This window comes from Bacteroides sp. 2_2_4 (assembly GCF_000157055.1).
Classification (GTDB): Bacteria; Bacteroidota; Bacteroidia; order Bacteroidales; family Bacteroidaceae; genus Bacteroides; species Bacteroides ovatus.
Genome location: NZ_EQ973363.1, coordinates 54,084 through 77,549 on the forward strand (window position 1 = coordinate 54,084; position 23,466 = coordinate 77,549).

A 23,466-nucleotide genomic window follows, 5' to 3' on the forward strand; every position below is an offset into this window, starting at 1 on the left:
TCAAAGATACAAAATAAAAAGCCATTTGTCAAGTGTTTCAGAAGAAAGCCTCTTGTTTATTGAGTAACTCTGGATTTATTCATAAATCATATACGGTTACAGCTATTTCTTTATCAATTAATTCTTCTTTGATAATTTGTTCGATAACCTCCCATTTCCCGCCAGCCAATCCACAACCAATTCGTGGCATATGTATACTTGCCTTCTGTTCCATTGCAAACAAGGCTACTTTTTTTAAACATTGTCGGACTGCTTCATAGCGGATAGGAGGTAATCCATTTGTATTTTTGTAGATACCCTGCTGTCCTATCATATTGGCGACATATATATCATCTGCCACGTGGACGAACTGTACATCTCCTAAGGAGAATTCTTCTTGGGATTTATACCATTGGCGGTAAGCTTCTTCGGTAACTTTCCATTTTTTGGAAAGTGCCAATACGAATCCTTTTCCCCATCCTCCAATATCATTGCAGATGTGAGTGATGATTTTATTACCCGGTGAGATAGGAGATGTAGCATCTCCTTTAATATATATTATATCCATAGTTTTCTAATTGACAGCTTGAAAAATAGAATCTTATTCATTAAACCAGTCTATTTTCTTTGAAAAATACATCACTATTGCCAGAATGATAAACAGCCCTAAGCTGCCTGCCAATAATGCGAAAGTCTCCAGTTGGATAAGCACAAAGATGTAAATATAGAGTATAGTCAACAAACCGGACATGATTAATGACGGTTTCTTTTTCTTGGTGATTCCGAACATATATCCGCCTACCAGTATAATAGTCAGTGCAGAAGATAACAAATAGGCCGGGTTGAAACCGACGTGTTCGGAGAAGGAGAGGAGCAGGCTGTAGAATAGACAGAGAGCCAGTCCTACCAATAAATACTGCAAGGCATGAATGCGGGTATTGTTCATGATTTCAGTGAAGAAGATAACTCCGAAAGTCAGTAGGATAATCAGAATGGCATACTTTGCGGAGCGCATGGACTGCTGGTATTGTTCCACCGGAATTTTGAAGTTCACACCGAAACTGGAACTCTCAATATCCTTGATATTTGAGGTGTTGAAGTCAACCATCACCTGTGAGTAATTCCGGTTCAAGTTTAAAACTTGCCATTGCGCAGAAAATTCCTTCTCCGTAATATTCCGGTTGTTAGGCAGATAGTTTCCGGTAAAGCTAGGTGTATTCCAGTTAGCTTTTAGATCTACACGGGTTGTTTTACCCAATGGAATAAAGTTGAGTGACTGTGAACCTTTCAGTTTGATTTTTATTTCGTATGGCAGTTTTTTGTTCAGCTTCAACTCCCACAAATTAGCGATCGCATGAACTCCGGTGTTAGCTATTCCTCTGTTGTCCATACCCGGTTCGAATATATAAACAGAATCTCCCAAGGTGATGCTGATTTGTTCGCTGATACCCCGCATGTCGGTCAGGTTCAAGCAAATAGCTGCCCTATCAAACTGCAACTGGTCCATGTCTATTCTGCTCTTTTTCAATTCTTCCGAACTGAATGACCCTTTCAATGTTAGTTCCGATTGATATACATTGACCTCATAGATACTTCTTTTCAGGATTTCAGTCTTCAGTTGTCCGTTGACCATAAGCTCGTCAGGAAAAAGTATCAGGTCTTTGATGGAAACCTTCTTCTCACCGTTGTTTTCAGTGACAACCGGATACTGGAGATTCAGGTAAGGGCCAGTGATGGTCTGTGCAAGACTCCATTTTTCGCTTACCTCGTCGATAGCTTCTTCCTGGGTTCGTCCCCGTTCGGAAATAAGATTCTCAATCATAAACATGGGTATCATCAGGAGAAGGATTAATAATCCGATGATGACAACCTTGATTGTTTTGGAGAAACGGTGGAGGCATCCCATAGGTTGCTGCGCCTGTTGCTCATTTAAATTTTCATTGAAAGCGTCCATAAGCCAGTAGTGTTTTGATGAATTATTTATTTTGATTTTAGAAATTTCTCTAAGGCTTCAATATGCGATTTGAAAGCTTCTCTGCCTTGCGGGGTTGCCTGAAAAACAGTCCGTGGTTTTCGTCCGACAAAACTTTTGTTGCATACGATATATCCCAGTTCTTCCAGGGCACGGGTATGGCTGGCAAGATTGCCGTCGGTCAGAGAGAGCTGTTCTTTCAGAAAATTGAAATCAGCTTCCTCATTTACCATCAGAATAGCCATGATGCCCAGTCGGACCTTGCTTTCGAATGCTTTATTAATATATTGGAATGCTTCTATCATTTATGATCTCTTTCTTTCGTAGTGTAAATAGAACAATATACCATAGAGGATATGGAAACCGCCGAAACCGATGGTCCAAAACAATAATGAATGACCTTCCCAAAAACAGTCTACGACGCCCAAACAGATGAAGGCATAGCCTAACCATACGATGCTGGAATAAGTAAACTTGGAAACGTTGACTAGTGCCAGCCCGTAAAATAGAAGCATGACAGAAGCCAGAATGTCATAATACTCGTGCATAAGGATGGAAATACATAAAACACCTCCGGTCAGCATCGGAAGAGAGAAATTCCACAATGCCCGGTATGTGAGGCGGCTGAAAAATTTTTGCCCTGTCTTCTTGGATTTGTAATAGGACAGGATGCAGGCAGTGACCGCAGCGGCTACCAATACGAGCGAGGCTATTATAGCCATTAATTCAAGGGCAACCATTAAATGAGTGCCCGGTGTAATAACTTGTGTGGCGATATATGCGCCAACTAATGCGTAAATGCCCGCCATGATTGCAGCGAGACCACTTAGAGAGATAAACTTTGAAGACTTTTCCATCAACTCTTTTATCTCATTTACCGATTCTAATGCTTTATTTTTATTCATATAAAAAGTACTTTGTAATGCAAAGTAAAATAAAAGATTTCAGATGAACAAACTTTTTGCTTGAATATTTTGATAATAAAGAGTTCAATGGTATGATGAGGCTTTGATATGGTATTATACAAAAAAAGAATTGCTGTCCCGTTCAACTTCTTGTTGAGTAGGGGATAGCAATTCTATGGTGTTAACGATGTGTCTTTTAACTTCGTATAAGTTACTGTATCAAAAAAATAATTTACAAGGTTACGCCTGTTTTAAAGATAGCAATTTCGCGATAGCCTTTCTTTTCGTTGTTTACGAATTCACCGCTTGCTACTTTGATAATATAATCAATGAAGCGTTCACAAGTCTTTTCCATTGGTTCGTTTTCTACAATTACACCAGCATTGAAGTCAATCCATCCCGGTTTGTTTTTAGCCAGCGTCGAGTTGGTGGAAATCTTCATGGTTGGAACAAAAGTACCGAAAGGAGTACCACGTCCGGTGGTGAAAAGTACCATGTGACATCCGCTTGCAGCAAGGGTGGTGGCTGCAACCAGGTCATTGCCCGGAGCAGAAAGCAGATTAAGACCTTTTTTCTGTAAACGTTCACCGTAAGGCATCACGCCGGATACATAGCTCTTTCCGCACTTTTGGGTACATCCCAGTGCTTTTTCTTCCAGGGTAGAGATACCGCCGGCTTTGTTTCCCGGAGAAGGATTTTCACCGACAGGCTCTCCGTGTGACAGGAAGTATTCTTTGAAGTCATTAATCAGATGGACGGTCTGTTCAAACAGTTCCTCGTTTTTGCAACGGTTCATCAGGATGGTTTCTGCACCGAACATTTCCGGTACTTCGGTCAATACGCTTGTACCTCCCTGTGCAATCAGGAAATCGGAGAACATACCCAATAGCGGGTTTGCCGTAATGCCGGAGAAACCATCGGAACCACCGCATTTCAATCCCACACGCAGTTCGGACAAAGGAACATCGGTGCGTTCGTCTTTAGAAGCCTTTGCATATAAATCACGTAGGATTTCCATTCCTTCTTCATACTCGTCACCTACCTTTTGAGTAACCATGAACTTCACGCGGTCTTCATCAAACTCGCCCAGAAACTCACGGAACACGTCCGGCTGGTTATTTTCGCATCCCAAGCCTACTACCAATACAGCGCCTGCATTGGGGTGAAGCACCATGTCACGAAGAATCTTTTTCGTATTTTCGTGGTCGTCACCAAGTTGTGAGCAACCGTAGTTGTGTGGGAAAGCGACAATGGCATCCACTCCCTTACCTTCGGTTTCGCGACGCAGTCCTTCAGCCAGTTGACCGATGATACCGTTTACGCAACCTACTGTCGGGATAATCCATATTTCGTTTCTTACCCCTACATCACCGTTTTTGCGACGATAACCTTTGAATGTAAGATCTTTATGAGGAATATCCAAAGAAACCTGAATCGGGTTGTAAGTGTAATCCAACAATCCGGCGAGGTTGGTTTTGATGTTCGTTTCGTTCATCCAGTCACCCTGTTTCTTTGCCATTCGTGCATGTCCGATAGGATAACCGTACTTGATTACATTTTCGCCTTCAGCAAAATTCTTCAATGCGAATTTATGTCCGGCAGGAATGTCTTCGTTCAATGTAATTTCAATGCCATCTACAGAAAGATGCTCTCCTGCCGGGAGGTTAACAATGGCAACGGCAACGTTGTCGGCAGGATTAATTCTTAAATACTTTGTTTCCATGTAATGTACTTGTAAAGTTGTACTTTGTTGTTATTTGCTATGGTAATAGTCTATTGTTTCTACCGTTAACAAGTCGATGGGCATATAGTTGATGCAGGTCACTTCTTTCTTGAAAATAAGGTGATCGCAAAGAGCTTTGATGCCATTGGCGCCTTGCAGTTCCGGTTGCTGGGCAATGAGGAAAGAGATGCTTCCTTCTTTCAGGCAGGTGACATTCCGTTCCAGAAGGTCATAACCTATCAGATTGAAATCTTTCTTTCCGCGACTTTGCAGGTATTCGCCGACGATATAGGCTTTAGAGTTGAATGTGATTCCGTTCTTCACTGTCGGGTAGGTACGGAAGAATTCATCCAGCATCTCATTGTCTTCGTCGTTGCGTTCGGCATGCAAGTCGAGCTCCAGTATAGTACAAGACGGATGATGTTCTTTCATGTACTGCCTGAAACCGATTTCTCTGTTCTCTTGCTGGTTAGAACCCACAATTCCTTCATGTATTTTGCGGAAAATAACGATTTCCTTTTCATCCCGTGCCAGTAACATCATCATTCTGGCAGCAAAATATCCGCTTTGGCGTGAGTTCTGACCGAAGAAGGCGAGAGGAGGAACGTCTTTGATATTGGAATCTATATATATATAAGGTATATCCAATGCCTGCAACTGATCGGTGAAACCTTTCGTATATTGCGGAGCGGTAGGAGCTACCATCACTCCGTCCGGCTGTAAAGCCAGAATGGCTTCGCTGGCATTCTCGAATGAATGGTAGTCGTACGGATCGTAATAGTTGATTTTCACCGAAGTATTGAAATCCGAATAGGTGGCAATAGCTTCGTGGATACCGGTTTCTACCGCTGTCCAGTATTCGCCTTCCAGATGCTCCGGCAGCAGACAGATAAACGTATACTTCTTATTAGAAGCCAAAGCGCTGGCGTACATGTTGGGCTGGTAGTCAAGCTGCTTCAGAATTTCTTCTACGCGTTTCTTGCTGGCTTCCGACACTCCGCTACGTCCATGAATAACGCGGTCTACTGTTCCCACTGATACATCTGCCAGACGGGCGATGTCTTTGATTCTGATCCTTTCGGGCAATTTATTCATACGATAACCTTTATTTATATAGGTTTTTGTGCTCGCACACAATAATAATCTTAATATTTTCGATACAAATATATAACAATTTTTGTAATTACGAAAATTGTTGTATCTTTGTGCCCGCACACGAAAGGTATGTGGCGTTAGTCTTTTTATGGATTAATAGACATATTATCAGCGTGTTAACCCCTAAAATAGGGATGAAATGATAAATTGAAAGTTCATAATATTAATAACTTAGAATTTAAAACATAAGATTATGGGAAAGAAAGTCGTTACATTAGGCGAAATCATGCTTAGATTATCAACTCCGGGTAATACTCGTTTTGTTCAATCTGACTCTTTTGATGTAGTATATGGTGGTGGAGAAGCTAACGTTGCAGTGAGCTGTGCCAACTACGGACATGACGCCTATTTCGTAACTAAATTACCGAAACACGAAATTGGACAGTCTGCTGTTAACGCATTGCGTAAATATGGCGTAAAGACAGACTTTATTGCCCGTGGTGGCGACCGTGTAGGTATCTACTACTTGGAAACAGGTGCTTCTATGCGTCCTAGCAAAGTTATTTATGACCGTGCTCATTCTGCAATTGCTGAAGCTGACGCTGCTGATTTCGACTTTGATGCTATCATGGAAGGTGCTGACTGGTTCCACTGGTCTGGTATCACTCCGGCTATTTCTGACAAGGCTGCCGAGTTGACTCGTCTGGCTTGTGAAGCTGCAAAACGTCACGGCGTAACTGTTTCTGTTGACTTGAACTTCCGTAAGAAACTGTGGACGAAAGAAAAAGCACAGTCTATCATGAAACCGTTGATGCAGTTTGTAGACGTATGTATCGGTAACGAAGAAGATGCAGAACTTTGCTTGGGCTTCAAACCGGATGCTGACGTTGAGGCTGGCCACACAGATGCTGAAGGCTACAAGGGTATCTTCCAGCAAATGATGAAAGAATTCGGATTCAAATATGTAGTTTCTACTTTGCGCGAATCTTTCTCTGCTACTCACAACGGTTGGAAAGCTATGATCTACAACGGAGAAGAATTCTATACTTCAAAACGTTATGATATCGATCCGATTATCGACCGTGTAGGTGGTGGTGACTCTTTCTCCGGCGGTATTATCCATGGTTTGATGACTAAACCTAATCAGGGTGCTGCTCTTGAATTCGCTGTTGCTGCATCTGCATTGAAACATACTATCAATGGTGACTTCAACCTTGTTTCTGTAGAAGAAGTAGAAGCATTGGCTGGTGGTGACGCAAGCGGTCGCGTACAGAGATAATTTGGAGAGTTGAAAAGTAAAGAAAATCAATTCATTTAAATAGTAAATAATAAGATGGCAAAATTCGATAAAATAGCCGTATTGAATAAGATCGGCTCTACAGGAATGGTTCCTGTATTCTATCACAAAGATGCAGAAGTTGCAAAGAAAGTAGTAAAGGCTTGTTATGACGGTGGTGTTCGTGCTTTCGAATTCACAAACCGTGGTGACTTTGCACAGGAAGTATTTGCTGAAATCGTTAAATTCGCAGCAAAAGAATGCCCTGAAATGGCAATCGGTATCGGTTCTATCGTTGATCCGGCTACTGCTGCTATGTACCTGCAACTGGGTGCTAACTTCGTGGTAGGTCCGTTGTTCAACCCTGAAATTGCTAAGGTATGTAACCGTCGCTCGGTAGCTTATACTCCGGGATGTGGTTCTGTGTCAGAAGTTGGTTTTGCGCAGGAAGTAGGTTGCGATCTTTGCAAAGTATTCCCGGGTGATGTTTACGGAACTAACTTCGTGAAAGGTTTGATGGCTCCGATGCCATGGTCTAAGCTGATGGTAACAGGTGGGGTAGAACCTACTAAGGAAAACCTGACTGCATGGATTAAAGCCGGTGTATTCTGCGTAGGTATGGGCTCTAAACTGTTCCCGAAAGATAAGGTAGCAGCAGAAGACTGGGCTTATGTAACTGCAAAATGTGAAGAAGCTCTCGGCTATATTGCTGAAGCTCGTAAATAAGATTAGAGAGCGAAAGCTATCTATAATAAAAAGAGGTTGATGCGACAGTCTCTTTTAAAATATGCCTTGAGGGTTAGTTAGTTTAGTTAGTATATGAGGCATATTTTCATTTTGTTTAAAGGTGTTTAAAGGGGATAGGCCATCGGAATGAGTGACTCATTTCGGTGGCTTGTTTTTTTATTTCCTTTTTATATGTTGTCGATGTTCGAATATATAAATGGGCAGGAATATTAACAAGAAGCAGAGAACACTGATGAGGAGCAGATAACGGTTGTAGAGATACTCTCCCTCCTGGGGAGGAGCACTTAACAGGCATCTTAAGCAATCGCAGTCCATATCCTGACTGTCGTGCTGGCAAAGCAAAAAGCAGAAAGTAATGAGAACGATACCTAATAACAGGCAGATGATTAGTAGATTTCTGCGATAATGTGTGTGTCTTTTGTCGGGTTTTGATAAAGAAGAAACCATGTTTTGTTCTGATAGTTATCAATGTAAAATGAAAGAAATAAAGGGCAGACAATGCCTGAATAGGATTGTCCTGCCCGATACTATTGATTATTGGTAGGAAATATACTTTTAATGGTTATTCCGGAACATAAATAATCTCACCGTTATCCAGTTCGTAGGCTATCCCTACTTTTCTTCCTCTTTTCCCTGAATCCTCCTCTTTCTGACCGGAAGGCTTGTAAGTGTTGATTTTCTTTCCTTCCTTGGAGATGATTTCCATATTTTCTTTACCAGGATTCTTCACGATGGTGAAATCTTCCTGTCCGAAAACTTCCGTCATATTCATGTGCATCACCATTGCTACCATCAATGCCACGGCAAATACCATCGCTACGTCGAACAAGTTTACTACTACACTTAGCGGGTCGGTATCCTCTTCTTTGAGGAATTTGCTGACTCTTCTATTTCTTTTCATTATTGGACTCTCCGGTTGTTTCGTTTAATACTCTTGATACATAATCGAGGTTGTTGACATCTTTGGCATACCAACGTTGTTTGAACTGCATGGATATCAGTCCCACAGCACTAATAACCAAACCTACAACAGTCGTTGCAAATACTACCTGCATATTATATGCCATTCCGGAGATATCTCCTGTAGAAAGTCCCACAAGTGCCGGACTCATGGAAATCAATGTTCCTATCAATCCGAGAACCGGACCTATCTTAGCCAGCATTTTAGAAAGAGACACATCTTTCTCTGCTTCATTCTCGAATTTTGTTATCAGGAAGTCAGAGTAATCTGCACTGGCCGGATGGTAGAGCAGATCGCGGAGATAACCCATATATAGTGAATTGTCTTTGTCGGGTAAAGCTGCTTTCAGATCGTCTATCCGTGCATCTTTAATGAGTTGGTCCAGTGCTTTGTCATTTTTACGTTTGGTCATGTACATGTTGTAGGTGCCTCCGATCAAAATAAGTGAACGAACGAACAGGCACAGCAAAATAATGATATCGGGTATAAGTAAACTGTTCGCTACCCAGAATAAAAGTTTAGAGATGAGTTCCATATAATATTTTATTGATTGATTTTACTTCTTTTTTTTAATTCTTTACGTTGTAATAAAGGCCATTTCAGCTTGTTCCAGGCAAATCCAATGAGAAACAGGATAACGAACAGACCGATGGACAAGATAATCGCTTTCCAGTTGAGCGCCTCTTCGGTGGCGGCATAGGTCGTTTTCCCATTGACAGTGGTCAGTAGTCCGAGGATACAGATGAATAAGCTGACAAGGAAATGAACTTCCAACCGGAGATCGTCTTCGGGTACAAGATACTTCATCAGCCGGCTTAATAATGGGATGGCGATAACCACTATCCCTGCAAATGACCAGGCTGTCACTGAAAAGTCTACGCCAGGTAACCGGAAGATAGCTTCTGTGAGATAGTAGAATAATACGGGGAAGAGCAACAAGCTGGGATACCAGCGAAGTAATTCCGCCCACCATAAATTCTTCTTACCATAAAGTCCGCGCAGGAAAGCCACGCAATAGCCGAAGCAGAGTGCTGACTCAAGCGTTATGATAATAGCCATGTTTTGCAATGCTTCCGTGTTCTGCAGATAATCAGCAATCTGTGTCTTTGACTGGAGAATAGCATACTGCCAGGTGCCGGCTACAAAAAGACCGGCTATCAGGCTGTATATTACGGTTTGCCAAAGTTTCCAGAAACTGAGTTTGAAACTGCAGTTAATCACGATAAACAGCATTAATATGTGAATAATTAACTCCATATTACATTACTTTTTCCGTTTCTTTTTAAGTATTAGCAACATGACAACAAATGCTACCAGAACAATACCTGCGATAAGGCCTCCATTCAAAGAATTTTGTTCTTCCTGTGCCCCTTGTACGGCATCGCTCGATTGTTTCTTCAATACCATGCCTCCTTTGGTCGCTTCTCCGTCCAGGGTGGCTTGTTTCATTTGTTTCAGTTCCTTGTTGTAGTTGGCTGCGGTTTGCGCATCTACTTGAGAGGCGATGAACTGCTGTAATTTGGCATTGTCTCCGGTAAATCCGCTCGCCCGAAGGACCGAATTGTCTGACAAGGTCTGTATGCAGTTTGGCAATATTGGAGAGTTGTTCCGGAGAAGCTTTCCAATATCCTTTGCGGGCAGTTTCCATCATAACGGCAGTCACTTCCTGTAAAGCTGCGGGATTCTGTTTTTCAAAGAAGTCTTTTACATTCAGTTTGTATTCGTCTTTGACATATACATCATATATATTATCCCAAAGTTCCTTGTCGATAGCGGCAGGTTTCATCACGTTCCAGCCATACGTATTGGTTACAGTCTGGGCAACTTCGCTTGCTGCAGAAGCACCGCCTTTCATTTTCTCTTTGATATAGGTAGGATTCAGAATCGTTGTACGGCTTTCTACACCGACTGCTTCTTTAAGTTCCTGCATTTTCATGTTGTTGCGGTTCCGGTAGTCGCTAAGATAAGCGTCCGGGTCTTTACCGGTAACATTGCGTACGGCAAGATTCATACCTCCCATGAATTCATATACGTGGTCGAGGCTCAATGCTCCCCAAGTGTTACTTTGGCGGGGCTGAACGACAACATCAGTACTGTTCAATGCTGCTTCAAAGGCAAATTTCTGAAAGACTTCCCAGTGTTTTTCGTCACCGTAGAAGGCTCCCATATTGTTGAGGTAAGTATCTGCAATTTCCGATTCACTTTCCCAGCGGTCGCCGGATTCCACCATTCCTTGAATTCCTGTACCATACATGCCATTAGCACCTCCGAATACTCGGAAAGAAGCCATTTCGCGGGCATCTTTCGGACTGACACCTTTTTCGGTCAACACTCTTTCAGCTTCTACCACACTGGCAGCTACCTGATTTTCAAACTTGTCGTCTTTCGCTGCCGCAGCCATTTCTACTGCACGGTTAATCAGGAAGAGGCGGGAAGCGGCGATATCACGGAGTTGTCCGGAAGTCTGAACTACTACGTCGATACGTGGACGTCCCAGTTCGGCTGAAGGAATCAGTTTTAGATCACTGACACGACCGAATGCGTCACGAACAGGTTCTACTCCCAGCATATACAGTACTTGAGCAATAGTAGCCCCACCGGTTTCTATAAATTCGGAAGACCAGAGAGTATAACTCACTTTACGTGGGATTGAATCATTGTGACGTTGCTTGTAAGTATCAATCGTTTGTTTGGCTAAAGCGATACCTTTTTCCCAAGCGGATTCTGTAGGAGTTGCTTCGGCATTGATAGCATACATATTACGTCCGGTTGGTAAAGCATTCGGATTAGCAATCGGATCACCTCCGGGAGTAGGAGCGGTGTATCCACCTTTCAATGCATTCATCAGACTGCTTAACTCTTCTTCGGGACTTGTCAGAAGTGCGTTCTTGTAGTTGCCTACATTCTTGATTGTACGCTCTACTTCAGCGATGGCAAGTGCCAGTTCGATTTCTTCTTTACTGTATTCTTTCGGAGCTTTTCCCATAGCGGCCATCATGGCAGCCATACCTTGAGGCTTTTCTTGCTTTCCACTGTTTCCCTGTTTGTCAGAAGATCCGGCAGCTTTTTCTTTATTAGCTTTCATTCCGGCTTCCATTTTCTTCAATGCTTCCGGACTTGCTCCCATAGACTTAGCCATTTCCATTGCTTTTTCAGGATCCATGTTGGCGCCCATTTTCTTCATGGCCTCTTTCATGCTTTCGGGCATTTGACCATGAGGAGAACCCTCTTTGGAGACAGATGCCGGATGTCCTTTACCTGCTTTCTTTTCGTCGGATTGTTCACTCTTTGCCGATGCAGCCATCATCATTGCCATCATACCTTTCGGAGCATTGCGGTCTGCCTCTATTTGACGAGCCTTGGCTAGTTCCTGTGCGGTGATACCGGCTGTACGACAAATTAGTTCATCTGTGGCCAGTGCAGGATTAGCGAGCAACTTTTCTACCAGATGGCGAGCAGGAGTCAAGTACTGTTGTGTAAAGAGGCTGCGGTGCTTGCTAACGGCATCTGTCGCTTTACCACGTTGCTTGTCAAGAGCCAGCAGGCTGTATGCGATAGGTTCTGTAGCCATTGCATAGACGGAAGAAGTGATCCGTTCCGCTTCATAAGGAACTCCCATTGTGTAGAGTTGTCCGGTGATTTTCTCGGTAGCCAGTTCTTCTGCGAAGTTTTCTACACGGGCGATTTCATCTTCCGTATATGGTTTGTTGGCAATGCTGTCCAAACCTAAATCACGGTGAATTCCCATTTTCACAGTCAGCGTTTTGACAGCTAATGATTCCTGATCTTTATTCTCTTTGTGAGAGTTATTGTAAATCTTGATTTTTTCCATCAGCTCCCGATAAATACCACGCACACTGCTTTCAAGGAAAGGAGGAGTGAGGTACGACTGTATGGTGGCATACGAACGGCGTTTAGCCATCATTCCTTCACCAACATTACCAATAGAGTAGATATAGAAGTGCGGAACTGCTCCAACCAGGCGATCCGGCCAGTCGTTGCTGCACAATGCCACTTGTTTTCTGGGAGTAAATTCAAGACTTCCATGTGTACCGAAATGGATCAGTGCGTCAGCCTTGAAACCATGTTGCATCCATAGATAGGAAGCAATATAAGTATGAGGAGGAGCCATATTAGTGCCATGAATCACTTGGAAGGAGTTGTCCCCGCTTCCGGCAGCATTTTGTGGCATTAAGACTACATTCCCGAATTGCAGACGGGCAATACCCAATTTACCGTCGTTAGTCGCCATATAGTTGCCGGGGAATTCGCCGAAAGCATCCACCACTTCCTGATATTTTTCAGGGCGGAGTGACTCTTTCACCCAACTTTCATATTGATCTTTGGTGATAAGTTCGGGATGTCCTTTTTGCATAAAGTCATTAAAGGCTCCCTCTGCGTAAGAGTTGAACACAGCGCCTTGAGCCTGTATCATTTTACCCAGTTTTTCAGCATTTGCAGGCAGACCGGATATGTTGTATCCTTCCTGTTTCATGCGGACCAGAAGATTGTATAGGGAAGGAACCACCTCCATACCGGCAGCGGTCAATGCATTTTGCCCCGGACCTTTATAATAGTAGATAGCTACCTTCTTCTCGCTGTTCGGCTTAGTATTCAGATTCAAATAATTATTGATTGTGGATACGAAAGTCTTCAAGCGTTCGGGTACTGCATACGAATGGCGCAATCCTTCTTCATCCTCATATTGTGCAAAGAGAGCGAAAGGACGGATGGCACCGTCGATTTCCGGAGTCACGATACTTTGTGACATAAATCCTCCTGCCATTCCCATCGGATCTTTCTCCCATTCGTCTACCAGGCTGTTGATGGTGAGCGGAGCAAACAAGAGGATATTCTTAGCTTTCAGATAATCCACCATTTTGTCTCCCATGCGTCCGTGTGCCATGTTGATGATTGCGTCTGGCTGCACTTCGTCAATAAATGACATGAATTTCGTCATTGACTGAACCGGATAAACATTGTAACCTTCTTTTTCAAGAGCCTCAATAAGTCCGGTGGCATCAGCCATTTGTCCGGTTATCATGATTTTACGTGCTCCTTCTTTATAAAGACGGTTGTCCTTCATGAATTTCTCATAATTTGCCACGGTGAGGAACTCCAGTTCATCATCCGGGTTGGTGAGTCCGGCGTGATAGAGCATGTCGCTGGGTCTTTCTGCCGGGTCTTCCACTTCCGGTATGGAAGAGATTTTACCGTCAATAGCTTTACGGATATAATTCAGCATATTCCGGTAGTTGGTCTTTCCTCCGTTGGTCAGATAACCTCGTATCAGATTCTGTTGTACGCTGTCCAGATTACAAATGTTGTTGGCCGGGTTGGTAGCCATGGAAGTATATACAGGAATACCTTTGTCGGCAGCCTGTTGTATTTGTTGACGTTGTTCCTCGACGATACGCAGACCCATTCCGTTGATGAATACCATGTCGTAACCGGTCAGACGGTCGAGGTTGTCGAGCGATACTTCACTGAGTTTGATGGATAAATTGTCGTTGGCTTTCGATATACTTCCCTGCTGTATGGTCTGGAAGTTGATGAAAGCAATCTTTGTAGGACTGAACCAGATATTCCATACGGACATCCCTATCAGAGCTGCAGCAACGGTGCATACACCTAAGATGATTTTACTTTTCTTTTTCATTTCTCTTATTTTTAGCTTTGTATGTAGTTTTATCTTTTCTATTTTCTGAAGAACCTGTCTACGTCTAATGCAAGTCCGATGGAGAAGTTGGTTCCCCGGGTATAAGGAGAGTTTGCATCATAATAGCTTGGAACATAATTAAATATGTTGTTGACGGCCATATTCAGGCTGACTCCTTTCCAGATCCCTTGTGTCAACGTCAGGTTCCACATCGTATATCCCGGATAAGTCACTCCGGTAGTCCCTTCATCCGGATTATTGCCCACATATTTATTGGTTTCTACTTTGGATAACGCACGTCCGTTCAGGGAAAGATTGAATTGATAATTATCCCATGATTTGCCGTATTCGATACGTGCGGTCGCTGAATGTGGGCGGGTACTGGAGAATTTCATTTGTCCGTCGCGCATAAACTCGTGGAGGTATCCGTAAGAAACACGTATTCCCAGACCACAAGGATATTTGGCGGAGGCGTTGATATCCACACCGGCGATGTCTACTTTCTCTGTATTGATATATAGCTGTGCCCATCTTCCGTCAGTGTCGCGGAATGAAGTCAGGTCGATCCGGTCATTGACAAGGTTGTAATATCCTGAAACGGTAAAATTGTAACGGTTCTTGGTATATTCCGCCGAGAGCGAGAAGTTGTGGCTCGTCTCCGATTTCAGGTCGGGATTACCATAAATCATCATGGCATTTGCCATGTCGAAGTTCATATACATTTCTTTGAGGGTAGGAGAGCGGAATCCCTGTGAGTATGAGCCACGGAGGGAGCAGTTGGCTATTTTGTACATCAGTCCGATGTGCGGAGATATATGACGTACGTTAGATTGTGAGAAATAGTCGAAACGTACCCCGCTGATTACGTTGAAATGTTCGGTCGGGTTCCAGTCGAACTGTCCGAATGCATCTGCCGAGTGCATGGTATAACTTCCATTGTTGGTAAATTGATAAGACAATAGATAGTCACGCATATAATCTCCTCCTACGGTCAGAATGTTTTTATCGTTGAAGGTGTAATTGTAGAGTGCGCGTACGCTATGTTGCACATTGCTGTAATCGCGGACATCGTATTTGTATGAGGTCAGATAATCACTTTTATCATATTGGTCGAATGTATAGGCAACTTCCAGATTACTCATGATGTTGAAATCATAGTTGGCTTTCAGACCTCCGCTGAAATCACGATAACGGTCTTTGCTGTCTCCGGTCTTATCCCGTTCGCGGAAATAATAACCTCCGCGTGCAGTCAGTTTCAACTGTTCAATCGGTCTGTAAACAAGACGTTCCTTCACATTCCATGTGCGGTTTCCGAAGATGGTTGTCACATCTCCTTCCGGTACGTCGTAAGAATCGGACATTGTATGTTGCACATTCGTCTGGCTGTTGAATTTACCGGCTTTGAAACTGAAAGTTCCGCCATATCGTTGGTCGTTATGTTCACCGAAGCGGCTGTTTACATTTAAATTCCATGGGTCCTCGGAATCACGGGTGATGATGTTGATTACGCCACCTACTGCACTGGAACCATAGAGAGTAGAGGCAGCCCCTTTTACAATTTCTACCCGTTCCACGTTATCGAGGTTCAATCGGTTGTAGTCGACGTTGTTTAAAGTTTCCCCTGCCAGACGTTCGCCATCTACCAGGAAGAGTACAGAGTTTCCTCCGAATCCCTGCATATTGATAGAAACCTGCTGATCCATTGAATAGGAAAATTCAATGCCCGGCAGTTCCGATTGTAATAATTGTCCTACGTTGGTTGCATCTACCTTCTTAATATCGTCTGCTGTGATTACACGAGTGATGATAGGAGCATCTTTCAGTAATTTGGGAGTACGTGTACCTGTGACAACCACTGTTCCCAGGTCAAACTGATCTTCCGATAAGCGGAAACTTAGTCTTTTCTCTTTCCCTACAGTCAGTCTTTTTTCTTGTGGCTGATAGCCTACATACGAGGCGGTGATGAGGTATGTACCGGTTCCGGGGAGTTGTAATGTATATGTGCCGTCGACGGATGTGACGGCTCCGGTTCCTTTACCTTTGATGGAAATCGTTGCACCGGGGAGAGGTTCCCCTTCTGTATCAGTTACACGTCCGCTGATGTGATAAGTTGAGTGTTGTGCTAATGTGGTGCAAGTTGCTATAAATGAAAAAAGCAATAATGATATTATAAATGTAGGTTTCATTCTTGTTGATTGGTTTCATTGTTGTTGTCCTCGAACTCAAGCGGATACTGGAAATTGAAGTCAATATATCCTTTTATACCTCTGGCATTCATGTAGTTGGTAAAACGGATCGCTGCGTATGTATTGTCTTTCAAACGTATCAAAAAAACTTGGTTTGACATGGTGTATACCGGAGGCATCGTTGCGGTATTAACGTCCAGCCAGCTGGAAAGAACAGCATTACGGTAAGACTCTGTGTAGATAATGTTTCCGTCCATCATGCCCGACATGTCAATGGCTATTTTATCGGTTGTCCATTCATCTTCTACAAAATCTTCCGCTTTAGGCAGTTTACCTGTTGCTTTAAACTCGTCGATACTTGTGTAAGTTGTTTTGTAGGCAGCACCCTCGTTGGTTTTTATATCATAACGATGAATAGCGAAATCCCACTTGTCAGGAATTTGACTCTCATATTCCTCTCCGATTTTAACGGTAGTAACCGTACGTTCCGAAAGGTTAATGTAGGCCCATTCTGTATATTCAACAGTCTTGACTTGTGAAAAGCTATTTTCCTTGATTTCCATCTCCGTTTCGATGGGGGCATCATAAATATTTTCAAATATTCCATTACAAGCAGAGAGCGACATTGCCGCTCCCAGTACTATAGTATATTTGAAAATAGCGTTCCTGCTTCTTTTCATTGCTATTTAATCGTTTATTGTGCGCTACTTTGAGTATTACTTCCCGTAAATTCTGCTGTAATTGGCATTGGCATACTTCCCGGTGAGAAAACGATACTAACAGTGGCTGTTCCGTCTGCATTAATTGTACCGTTCAGACTTGTGCCGTTAATAGCAAGAGCTTCACCTGTAGTTTTTTGGGTATCTGCTTCAAAGGCACCCAGACTGAGCGAGTAACTACCATTGTTTGCTTTAGTAACATTGACTCTGGTAACAGTGAATTTTTCAAAGTTACTCATTGAACCTCCTGCATTATTAAACCCGCTGATTGTAACATTTACGGTACTACCTGTTGGGTTTTCAATCTTTACTTGGCAATCTGTAGTAGAGCCAACTTCTCCTCCTTGTACCTTAAGGCTCAAATTAGTTTGGTATTTATAAGTGTCTTTTATATAATAACCAACAGGAGTTTCTCCTTGTATGAAATCAATCTCCATTTTTCCCATAGGTACAGGAATATCAACATTGGCTTTCAAACTTAACACTTTAGAACCATCTACACTACCTTCTAATGTGTAGTCGTAGCTACCGCCTGTGCTGCCGCCCATAGACATGGCAACTTCACCGGAACCGCTGAAAGACTTATTAGAAGAAAGTTTTAAATTATTCAGAGTGAAATCTCCAGATCCGGATTTATATACCAAATTGATGGTACCATCTTCGTTGGCAGTGATTGTTGCTGTGGATTCATCACCCAACAAATAATCAGAGAACATATTGCATGCGCCGACTGAATAACCTTTATAAGCTCCTGCTATTTCTTTGGCAAGGTTAGGTTCATCGTCGTCGTTGTCGCTACAAGAAACGAAAGTAGAAGAAAGAGATAGTGCCATAAGGGCAACCATCCAAAAGTTTAAGATTTTCATACTTAATTTTGATAGATAATGATTAATTAAATTTCCAGCTGCAAAGTTACGGGGATATATATACGGGGGAAATACCTAAAAGAAATGAAAAAATGAGAGGCTTTAATTATATGTAGGTATTGGGAGGAGTGGATTAACTCGTTATTTTTGCAGTCTTTTACTAAATTGATGATTAAAAAATTAAAATGAGAAGAAAATGAAAGGCGGCTACAGTAGAAAAAGTGTATTGACAGGGATTACTTCTTTCCTGATTGTATTGTTTACTATGCCGTTGGGGCATGCATTAATGATTTTTATGGAGCATGTGCTCTCATCCACAGCTCTTCACTATGCGGCTTTCACGATGGGAGCAGTAGGTCTGGTGATGGTGATTATTGGAGTGTTTGCAAAAGGAGATACACGACAGACATTATGGGGATTATTCGGAGGACTACTCTTCTGGACCGGATGGGTAGAGTTTATCTACGTATATTATGCACATCGTTATGAAGTGCAACCATTGCTGAACGCTGCCGGTGAAGTCGTGACAAAACCGGAATATTTAATCATGCCTTCCTCCTTCGGCTTTTGGGTGATGTTTATGCTGATTTACATTTTCAGTATAAAAAGCGGATGCGACTTCTTTACCTATCTTCAAAAAGTCTTTTTCCGTAAGAGTACCACCACGATTGTAGTACGGCCGATGACACGTCATACCTCGATTGTTACTTTTATGGAGTTAAATCTCATCATGTGGACGAGCTATCTCGTGCTACTCTTCTGTTATGATGAGAATTTTGTCGGCGAGCATAGCCCTGTTACTGCTATAGTTGCTTTCGGCTGTCTGGCAGGTTCATTTTTTATGTTTAAACGCCTGTTGAAAATCACTCAATGGGGATATGCCATGCGCTTTTCTATTGCTACGGTAGTAGTGTTCTGGACTTTTGTAGAAGTATTGGGACGCTGGAATATCTTTCATGAAATATGGGTAGAACCAATGGCATATACAACAGAGATGATTACGATACTTTTGGCTTTTTTAGCTCTGTTGGCATTTCTGTTCTACCAGTCTGCTAAAAAGAAGAATAGTCATAACTAAAATATAGAATCAGAAATTATGTTAGAAAAAGGATTGCAATTTATAAAGGAAGTAGTGGTCAAACCGGAAAATCTGGCAGTGGCAATGGGATCGGGTGATCTCCCTGTTCTTGCTACTCCCGCTATGGTAGCATTCATGGAAAATGCAGCTTTGTCTGCTGTTGAAGATCAACTGCCGGAAGGCAATACAACGGTAGGAGCAATGATTCAGACTACACATCTTAAACCCACTGCATTGGGAGACACGGTTCTTGTAACAGCCACACTTCTTGAGGTAGAGGGACGAAAGTTAACATTTTCCGTAGTAGCCTCTGATTCACAGGGTAAAATTGGTGAAGGAACACATATACGTTATGTGGTAGACCGGAATAAGTTTATGGAAAAACTAACCAGTCGTTAATACTGCCAAAAGTGGAAAAGGATGAACTAATCTCCGGGTAAGATGTTTTTTGTATATTAGATGTAATAACAATATATAATATGGAACCTCATCATCACCACGAACATAGTCATCGGTTGACATCGCTCAATAAAGCTTTTATCATAGGCATCGCTCTGAATATAACTTTTGTCATAGTAGAATTCGGAGTAGGATTTTATTATAATTCTTTGGGGTTACTTTCCGATGCCGGGCATAATTTGGGTGATGTAGCCAGTCTGGTACTTGCCATGTTGGCCTTCCGGTTGGAGAAAGTTCACCCTAATAGTCGTTACACGTATGGATATAAGAAGAGTACGATACTTGTTTCTTTATTAAATGCAGTTATACTGTTGATTGCTGTTGGCATTATTATTGCCGAGAGCATAGACAAATTATTTCATCCGGTTTCGGTTGATGGTTCCGCTATCGCATGGACAGCTGGGGTGGGAGTGGTCATCAATGCGCTTACTGCATGGCTTTTCATGAAAGATAAAGATAAGGATCTGAATGTGAAGGGGGCCTACTTGCACATGGCAGCAGATACACTGGTATCTGTCGGTGTAGTTGCTTCCGGTATTATTATTACGTATACAGGATGGAGCATCATTGACCCGATTATCGGACTTGGCATTGCTGTTATTATTATTGTCTCTACCTGGGGATTGCTTCATGACAGTCTCCGGTTGTCTTTGGATGGAGTACCAGTGGGGATAGACGCTCAAAAGATACAGCAACTTATCGTGGAACAACCCGGTGTGGAGAATTGCCATCACTTGCATATTTGGGCGTTAAGCACAACGGAAACCGCTCTGACTGCCCACGTTGTCATTGATAATATCACACAGTTGGAGGAAGTGAAACATCATATAAAGGAAGCACTCGAAGAGGCAGGCATTCATCATGCCACTTTGGAGTTTGAAGACGAAAGAGCTACTTGCAGCAACGAATGTTGTGAGGATTAAATAAAATCCGTACCTTCGCGCCCTTAAACTAACTAACCTTTATTTTTATGTTTACTGACTTATTGCATTCCTCTTATTTTTCCCTTTTCCTGATTGTCGCATTAGGGTTTATGCTGGGAAGAATAAAAATCAGAGGATTATCTCTCGATGTGTCGGCAGTTATTTTCATTGCCCTTCTTTTCGGGCATTTTGGTGTTATCATTCCTAAAGAATTAGGAAACTTCGGTTTGGTGCTCTTCATTTTTACCATCGGTATTCAGGCAGGGCCCGGATTCTTCGATTCTTTCCGCAGTAAAGGAAAGACGCTTATTCTCATTACTATGCTTATAATTTGTTCCGCCTGCCTGACCGCAGTCGGGTTGAAGTACGCATTTGATATTGATACACCGAGTATTGTCGGTCTGATTGCCGGTGCGTTGACCAGTACGCCGGGTCTGGCGGTTGCTATTGACAGTACCAATTCTCCTTTGGCATCCATTGCTTACGGTATCGCATATCCGTTTGGAGTAATCGGCGTGATTCTGTTTGTCAAACTGTTACCTAAAATTATGCGGGTAGATTTGAATAAAGAAGCCCGTCGCCTGGAGATAGAACGTCGCGGACAATTTCCAGAACTGACTACTTGTATCTACCGTGTCACCAATTCGCATGTGTTCAACCGTAACCTGATGCAAATTAATGCACGCGGTATGACGGGCGCTGTTATTTCCCGTCTGAAGCACAATGATGAAATATCTATTCCTACAGCCCATACAGTGCTGCGTGAAGGAGACTACATACAAGCCGTAGGTAGCGAAGAATCATTGAATCAGCTTGCTGTGTTAATCGGTAAGAGAGAAGAAGGCGAACTGCCTTTGGATAAAACGCAGGAAATAGAATCTTTACTGTTGACCAAAAAGGACATGATAAATAAACAACTGGGTGATTTGAACTTACAGAAAAATTTTGGTTGTACAGTGACTCGTGTCCGTCGAAGCGGTATTGATTTGTCTCCATCTCCAGATCTCGCTTTGAAGTTTGGTGATAAATTGATGGTTGTCGGTGAGAAAGAAGGACTTAAAGGAGTAGCCCGCCTGCTGGGTAACAATGCGAAGAAACTGTCTGATACGGATTTCTTCCCCATTGCGATGGGTATTGTACTGGGAGTGCTGTTCGGCAAAATAAATATATCTTTCTCTGATAGTCTGTCATTCTCTCCGGGACTGACCGGCGGAGTGCTGATGGTAGCCCTTGTGTTGAGTGCGATTGGTAAGACAGGCCCCATCATCTGGTCTATGTCCGGACCTGCCAATCAGTTGTTGCGCCAGTTAGGTCTGCTTCTTTTTCTAGCCGAAGTAGGAACTTCTGCCGGTAAGAATCTGGTAGCCACTTTCCAGGAAAGCGGATTGCTGATGTTCGGAGTAGGAGCTGCCATCACATTGATACCGATGCTTGTAGCAGCTATTGTCGGACGTCTGGTATTTAAAATCAGTCTGCTCGATTTGCTGGGAACGATAACGGGAGGTATGACGAGTACTCCGGGACTTGCAGCTGCCGATTCAATGGTGGACAGTAACATACCGAGCGTAGCTTACGCAACTGTTTATCCGATTGCCATGGTATTTCTGATTCTGTTTATTCAAATCATAGCTTCGGCAGTATATTAACAGAATTTTGTAGATTCATTGATTGTTAAATAAATAGTTCGTATCTTTGCCGCCTCAAAGAAAAAATGAGGTGAAACGATTGTTATTGAATATTACACGCTACTTCTTACCGATACTGTTTGTGTCGTATCTGGTAAGCTTCACATTCTTTGCCCACGTGCATGTGGTCAATGGCGTGACAATCGTCCATTCACACCCATTTAAGAAAGGGGCGGCACATAAACACTCTACAGTCGAACTGCTACTGATTCATTTTCTGTCTCATTTAACGGCAGACGGTGCAGCCGTAGTTTTTGCTCTTTCCCTTTTTATTCCTTTCTTATTGTATTTGTTGCTCGGCCGTTCGCCGTATGCTCACTATCACTGTCCGTATCATGGGGTAGTGGGACTTAGAGCACCTCCGGCTATTCGTTTCTCCATTCTTTGAATGATGATACCGTACCTTGCATGAGGTAGGGCATTATCTGTCTATCCATGTGAGTACTTATCGAAAACTAATAACAAACGAAAAATGAAGAAATACATCTTTTCGCTTGTCTGCTTGTGCTGCGCATTGTTGCCTGCCCTTGAAGGACAAGCTCATGAATATCCTAATCATCCTGAATTACGTAAGTCAGACGCCAATATCGTTGGCCATATTCTTGATAAAAACACCAAAGAACACTTGCCCTATATAACAGTCGCCTTGAAAGGTACTACCATCGGAACGGTAACCGATGCTACCGGGCATTATTTCTTGAAGAATCTTCCCGAAGGCAATTTTGTGCTCGAAGTTAGTTCGGTGGGGTATAAAACCGTCAGACGGAATGTGACGCTGAAGAAAGGGCGCACATTGGAAGAAGATTTCGAGATAGAAGAAGATGCAGTTGCCTTGGATGGCGTAGTAGTATCTGCCAATCGTAACGAGACTACCCGTCGCCTGGCTCCGACACTGGTGAATGTGGTGGATCTGAAAATCTTTGAGAATACCAATTCTACGACTTTGGCACAAGGATTGAGCTTTCAGCCGGGTGTCCGTGTAGAGTCTAATTGTCAGAATTGCGGCTTCCAGCAAGTGCGTATCAATGGACTGGATGGCCCTTATACGCAAATCCTGCTCGATTCCCGTCCTATTTTTAGTGCACTTTCCGGTGTGTATGGCATCGAGCAGATTCCTGCCAGCATGATAGAACGTGTGGAAGTGATGCGTGGAGGCGGATCTGCTTTGTTCGGCTCGTCTGCTATTGCCGGAACAATCAATATCATTACCAAAGAACCGATGCGCAATTCCGG

The 23,466-nt window shown here is 42.9% G+C and carries 19 protein-coding genes and 2 pseudogenes; 8 read left to right on the forward strand and 13 right to left on the reverse strand.

Annotated features, from left to right (window positions below; translation table 11 throughout):
- Nucleotides 1-79: 79 nt before the first annotated feature.
- From BSCG_RS09275 to BSCG_RS09250, 6 genes are all read right to left on the reverse strand, one after another.
- On the reverse strand, nt 80-547 hold the full coding sequence (locus tag BSCG_RS09275; protein WP_008776564.1) for a macro domain-containing protein: 468 nt from the start codon (nt 545-547) through the stop codon (nt 80-82).
- 33 nt (nt 548-580) lie between these two features.
- Entirely contained in the window at nt 581-1,933 is a 1,353-nt protein-coding gene (creD, locus tag BSCG_RS09270; protein WP_008776565.1) for a cell envelope integrity protein CreD, read from the reverse strand.
- 26 nt (nt 1,934-1,959) lie between these two features.
- Nucleotides 1,960-2,256 carry a winged helix-turn-helix domain-containing protein gene (locus BSCG_RS09265; RefSeq protein WP_004313179.1) on the reverse strand — a complete coding sequence of 99 codons (297 nt, stop codon included), beginning with the start codon at nt 2,254-2,256 and terminating at the stop codon, nt 1,960-1,962.
- A complete protein-coding gene (locus BSCG_RS09260; RefSeq protein ID WP_008776566.1) occupies nt 2,257-2,856 on the reverse strand; it encodes a hypothetical protein in 600 nt (199 codons plus the stop codon).
- A gap of 232 nt (nt 2,857-3,088) precedes the next feature.
- On the reverse strand, nt 3,089-4,579 hold the full coding sequence (locus tag BSCG_RS09255; protein WP_004303833.1) for a UxaA family hydrolase: 1,491 nt from the start codon (nt 4,577-4,579) through the stop codon (nt 3,089-3,091).
- A gap of 30 nt (nt 4,580-4,609) precedes the next feature.
- Entirely contained in the window at nt 4,610-5,674 is a 1,065-nt protein-coding gene (locus tag BSCG_RS09250) for a LacI family DNA-binding transcriptional regulator (RefSeq protein WP_004303832.1), read from the reverse strand.
- 253 nt (nt 5,675-5,927) lie between these two features.
- On the opposite strand from BSCG_RS09250, the gene BSCG_RS09245 reads away from it, so the two are divergent.
- Together BSCG_RS09245 and BSCG_RS09240 are read left to right on the forward strand one after the other, a co-directional pair.
- Nucleotides 5,928-6,953 (forward strand): sugar kinase, encoded by a 1,026-nt coding sequence (locus BSCG_RS09245; protein WP_007752090.1) that lies wholly within the window; start codon nt 5,928-5,930, stop codon nt 6,951-6,953.
- Nucleotides 6,954-7,007: 54 nt separating this feature from the next.
- Nucleotides 7,008-7,676: a bifunctional 4-hydroxy-2-oxoglutarate aldolase/2-dehydro-3-deoxy-phosphogluconate aldolase gene (locus BSCG_RS09240; protein WP_004300153.1), complete on the forward strand. Its 669-nt coding sequence runs from the start codon at nt 7,008-7,010 to the stop codon at nt 7,674-7,676.
- Nucleotides 7,677-8,259: 583 nt separating this feature from the next.
- Here BSCG_RS09240 and BSCG_RS09235 read toward each other — a convergent pair.
- The 7 genes and pseudogenes from BSCG_RS09235 to BSCG_RS09205 form a co-directional block, all read right to left on the reverse strand.
- A complete protein-coding gene (locus BSCG_RS09235; RefSeq protein ID WP_004300151.1) occupies nt 8,260-8,598 on the reverse strand; it encodes a DUF2149 domain-containing protein in 339 nt (112 codons plus the stop codon).
- On the reverse strand, nt 8,585-9,193 hold the full coding sequence (locus BSCG_RS09230) for a MotA/TolQ/ExbB proton channel family protein (RefSeq protein WP_004300150.1): 609 nt from the start codon (nt 9,191-9,193) through the stop codon (nt 8,585-8,587). The genes BSCG_RS09235 and BSCG_RS09230 overlap by 14 nt, the downstream gene beginning before the upstream one ends.
- An 8-nt stretch (nt 9,194-9,201) precedes the next feature.
- Nucleotides 9,202-9,915: a hypothetical protein gene (locus tag BSCG_RS09225; protein ID WP_004325695.1), complete on the reverse strand. Its 714-nt coding sequence runs from the start codon at nt 9,913-9,915 to the stop codon at nt 9,202-9,204.
- A gap of 6 nt (nt 9,916-9,921) precedes the next feature.
- A pseudogene (locus tag BSCG_RS09220) lies at nt 9,922-14,317 on the reverse strand (cobaltochelatase subunit CobN).
- Nucleotides 14,318-14,355: 38 nt separating this feature from the next.
- Nucleotides 14,356-16,503, reverse strand: a complete 2,148-nt coding sequence (locus tag BSCG_RS09215) for a TonB-dependent receptor (protein ID WP_004308060.1) — start codon at nt 16,501-16,503, stop codon at nt 14,356-14,358.
- Nucleotides 16,500-17,183: an HmuY family protein gene (locus BSCG_RS09210; protein ID WP_004308059.1), complete on the reverse strand. Its 684-nt coding sequence runs from the start codon at nt 17,181-17,183 to the stop codon at nt 16,500-16,502. The genes BSCG_RS09215 and BSCG_RS09210 overlap by 4 nt, the downstream gene beginning before the upstream one ends.
- A 14-nt stretch (nt 17,184-17,197) precedes the next feature.
- Nucleotides 17,198-18,088, reverse strand: a complete 891-nt coding sequence (locus tag BSCG_RS09205) for a calycin-like domain-containing protein (RefSeq protein ID WP_004308058.1) — start codon at nt 18,086-18,088, stop codon at nt 17,198-17,200.
- A gap of 196 nt (nt 18,089-18,284) precedes the next feature.
- Here BSCG_RS09205 and BSCG_RS09200 point away from each other — a divergent pair, with 196 nt between their 5' ends.
- The 6 genes and pseudogenes from BSCG_RS09200 to BSCG_RS30910 all read left to right on the forward strand — a co-directional run.
- Entirely contained in the window at nt 18,285-19,166 is an 882-nt protein-coding gene (locus BSCG_RS09200) for a hypothetical protein (RefSeq protein WP_004308057.1), read from the forward strand.
- Between the two features lie 18 nt (nt 19,167-19,184).
- Nucleotides 19,185-19,565 carry a thioesterase family protein gene (locus BSCG_RS09195; protein WP_004303823.1) on the forward strand — a complete coding sequence of 127 codons (381 nt, stop codon included), beginning with the start codon at nt 19,185-19,187 and terminating at the stop codon, nt 19,563-19,565.
- Nucleotides 19,566-19,645: 80 nt separating this feature from the next.
- Nucleotides 19,646-20,548, forward strand: coding sequence for a cation diffusion facilitator family transporter (locus BSCG_RS09190; RefSeq protein ID WP_004300142.1), 903 nt, complete (start codon nt 19,646-19,648; stop codon nt 20,546-20,548).
- Nucleotides 20,549-20,595: 47 nt separating this feature from the next.
- A complete protein-coding gene (locus BSCG_RS09185) occupies nt 20,596-22,194 on the forward strand; it encodes an aspartate:alanine exchanger family transporter (RefSeq protein ID WP_004325699.1) in 1,599 nt (532 codons plus the stop codon).
- Nucleotides 22,195-22,240: 46 nt separating this feature from the next.
- A complete protein-coding gene (locus tag BSCG_RS09180) occupies nt 22,241-22,621 on the forward strand; it encodes a hypothetical protein (RefSeq protein ID WP_004317845.1) in 381 nt (126 codons plus the stop codon).
- Nucleotides 22,622-22,705: 84 nt separating this feature from the next.
- Nucleotides 22,706-23,368: pseudogene (locus BSCG_RS30910) on the forward strand (TonB-dependent receptor); the annotation flags it as partial.
- Nucleotides 23,369-23,466 lie beyond the last annotated feature (98 nt).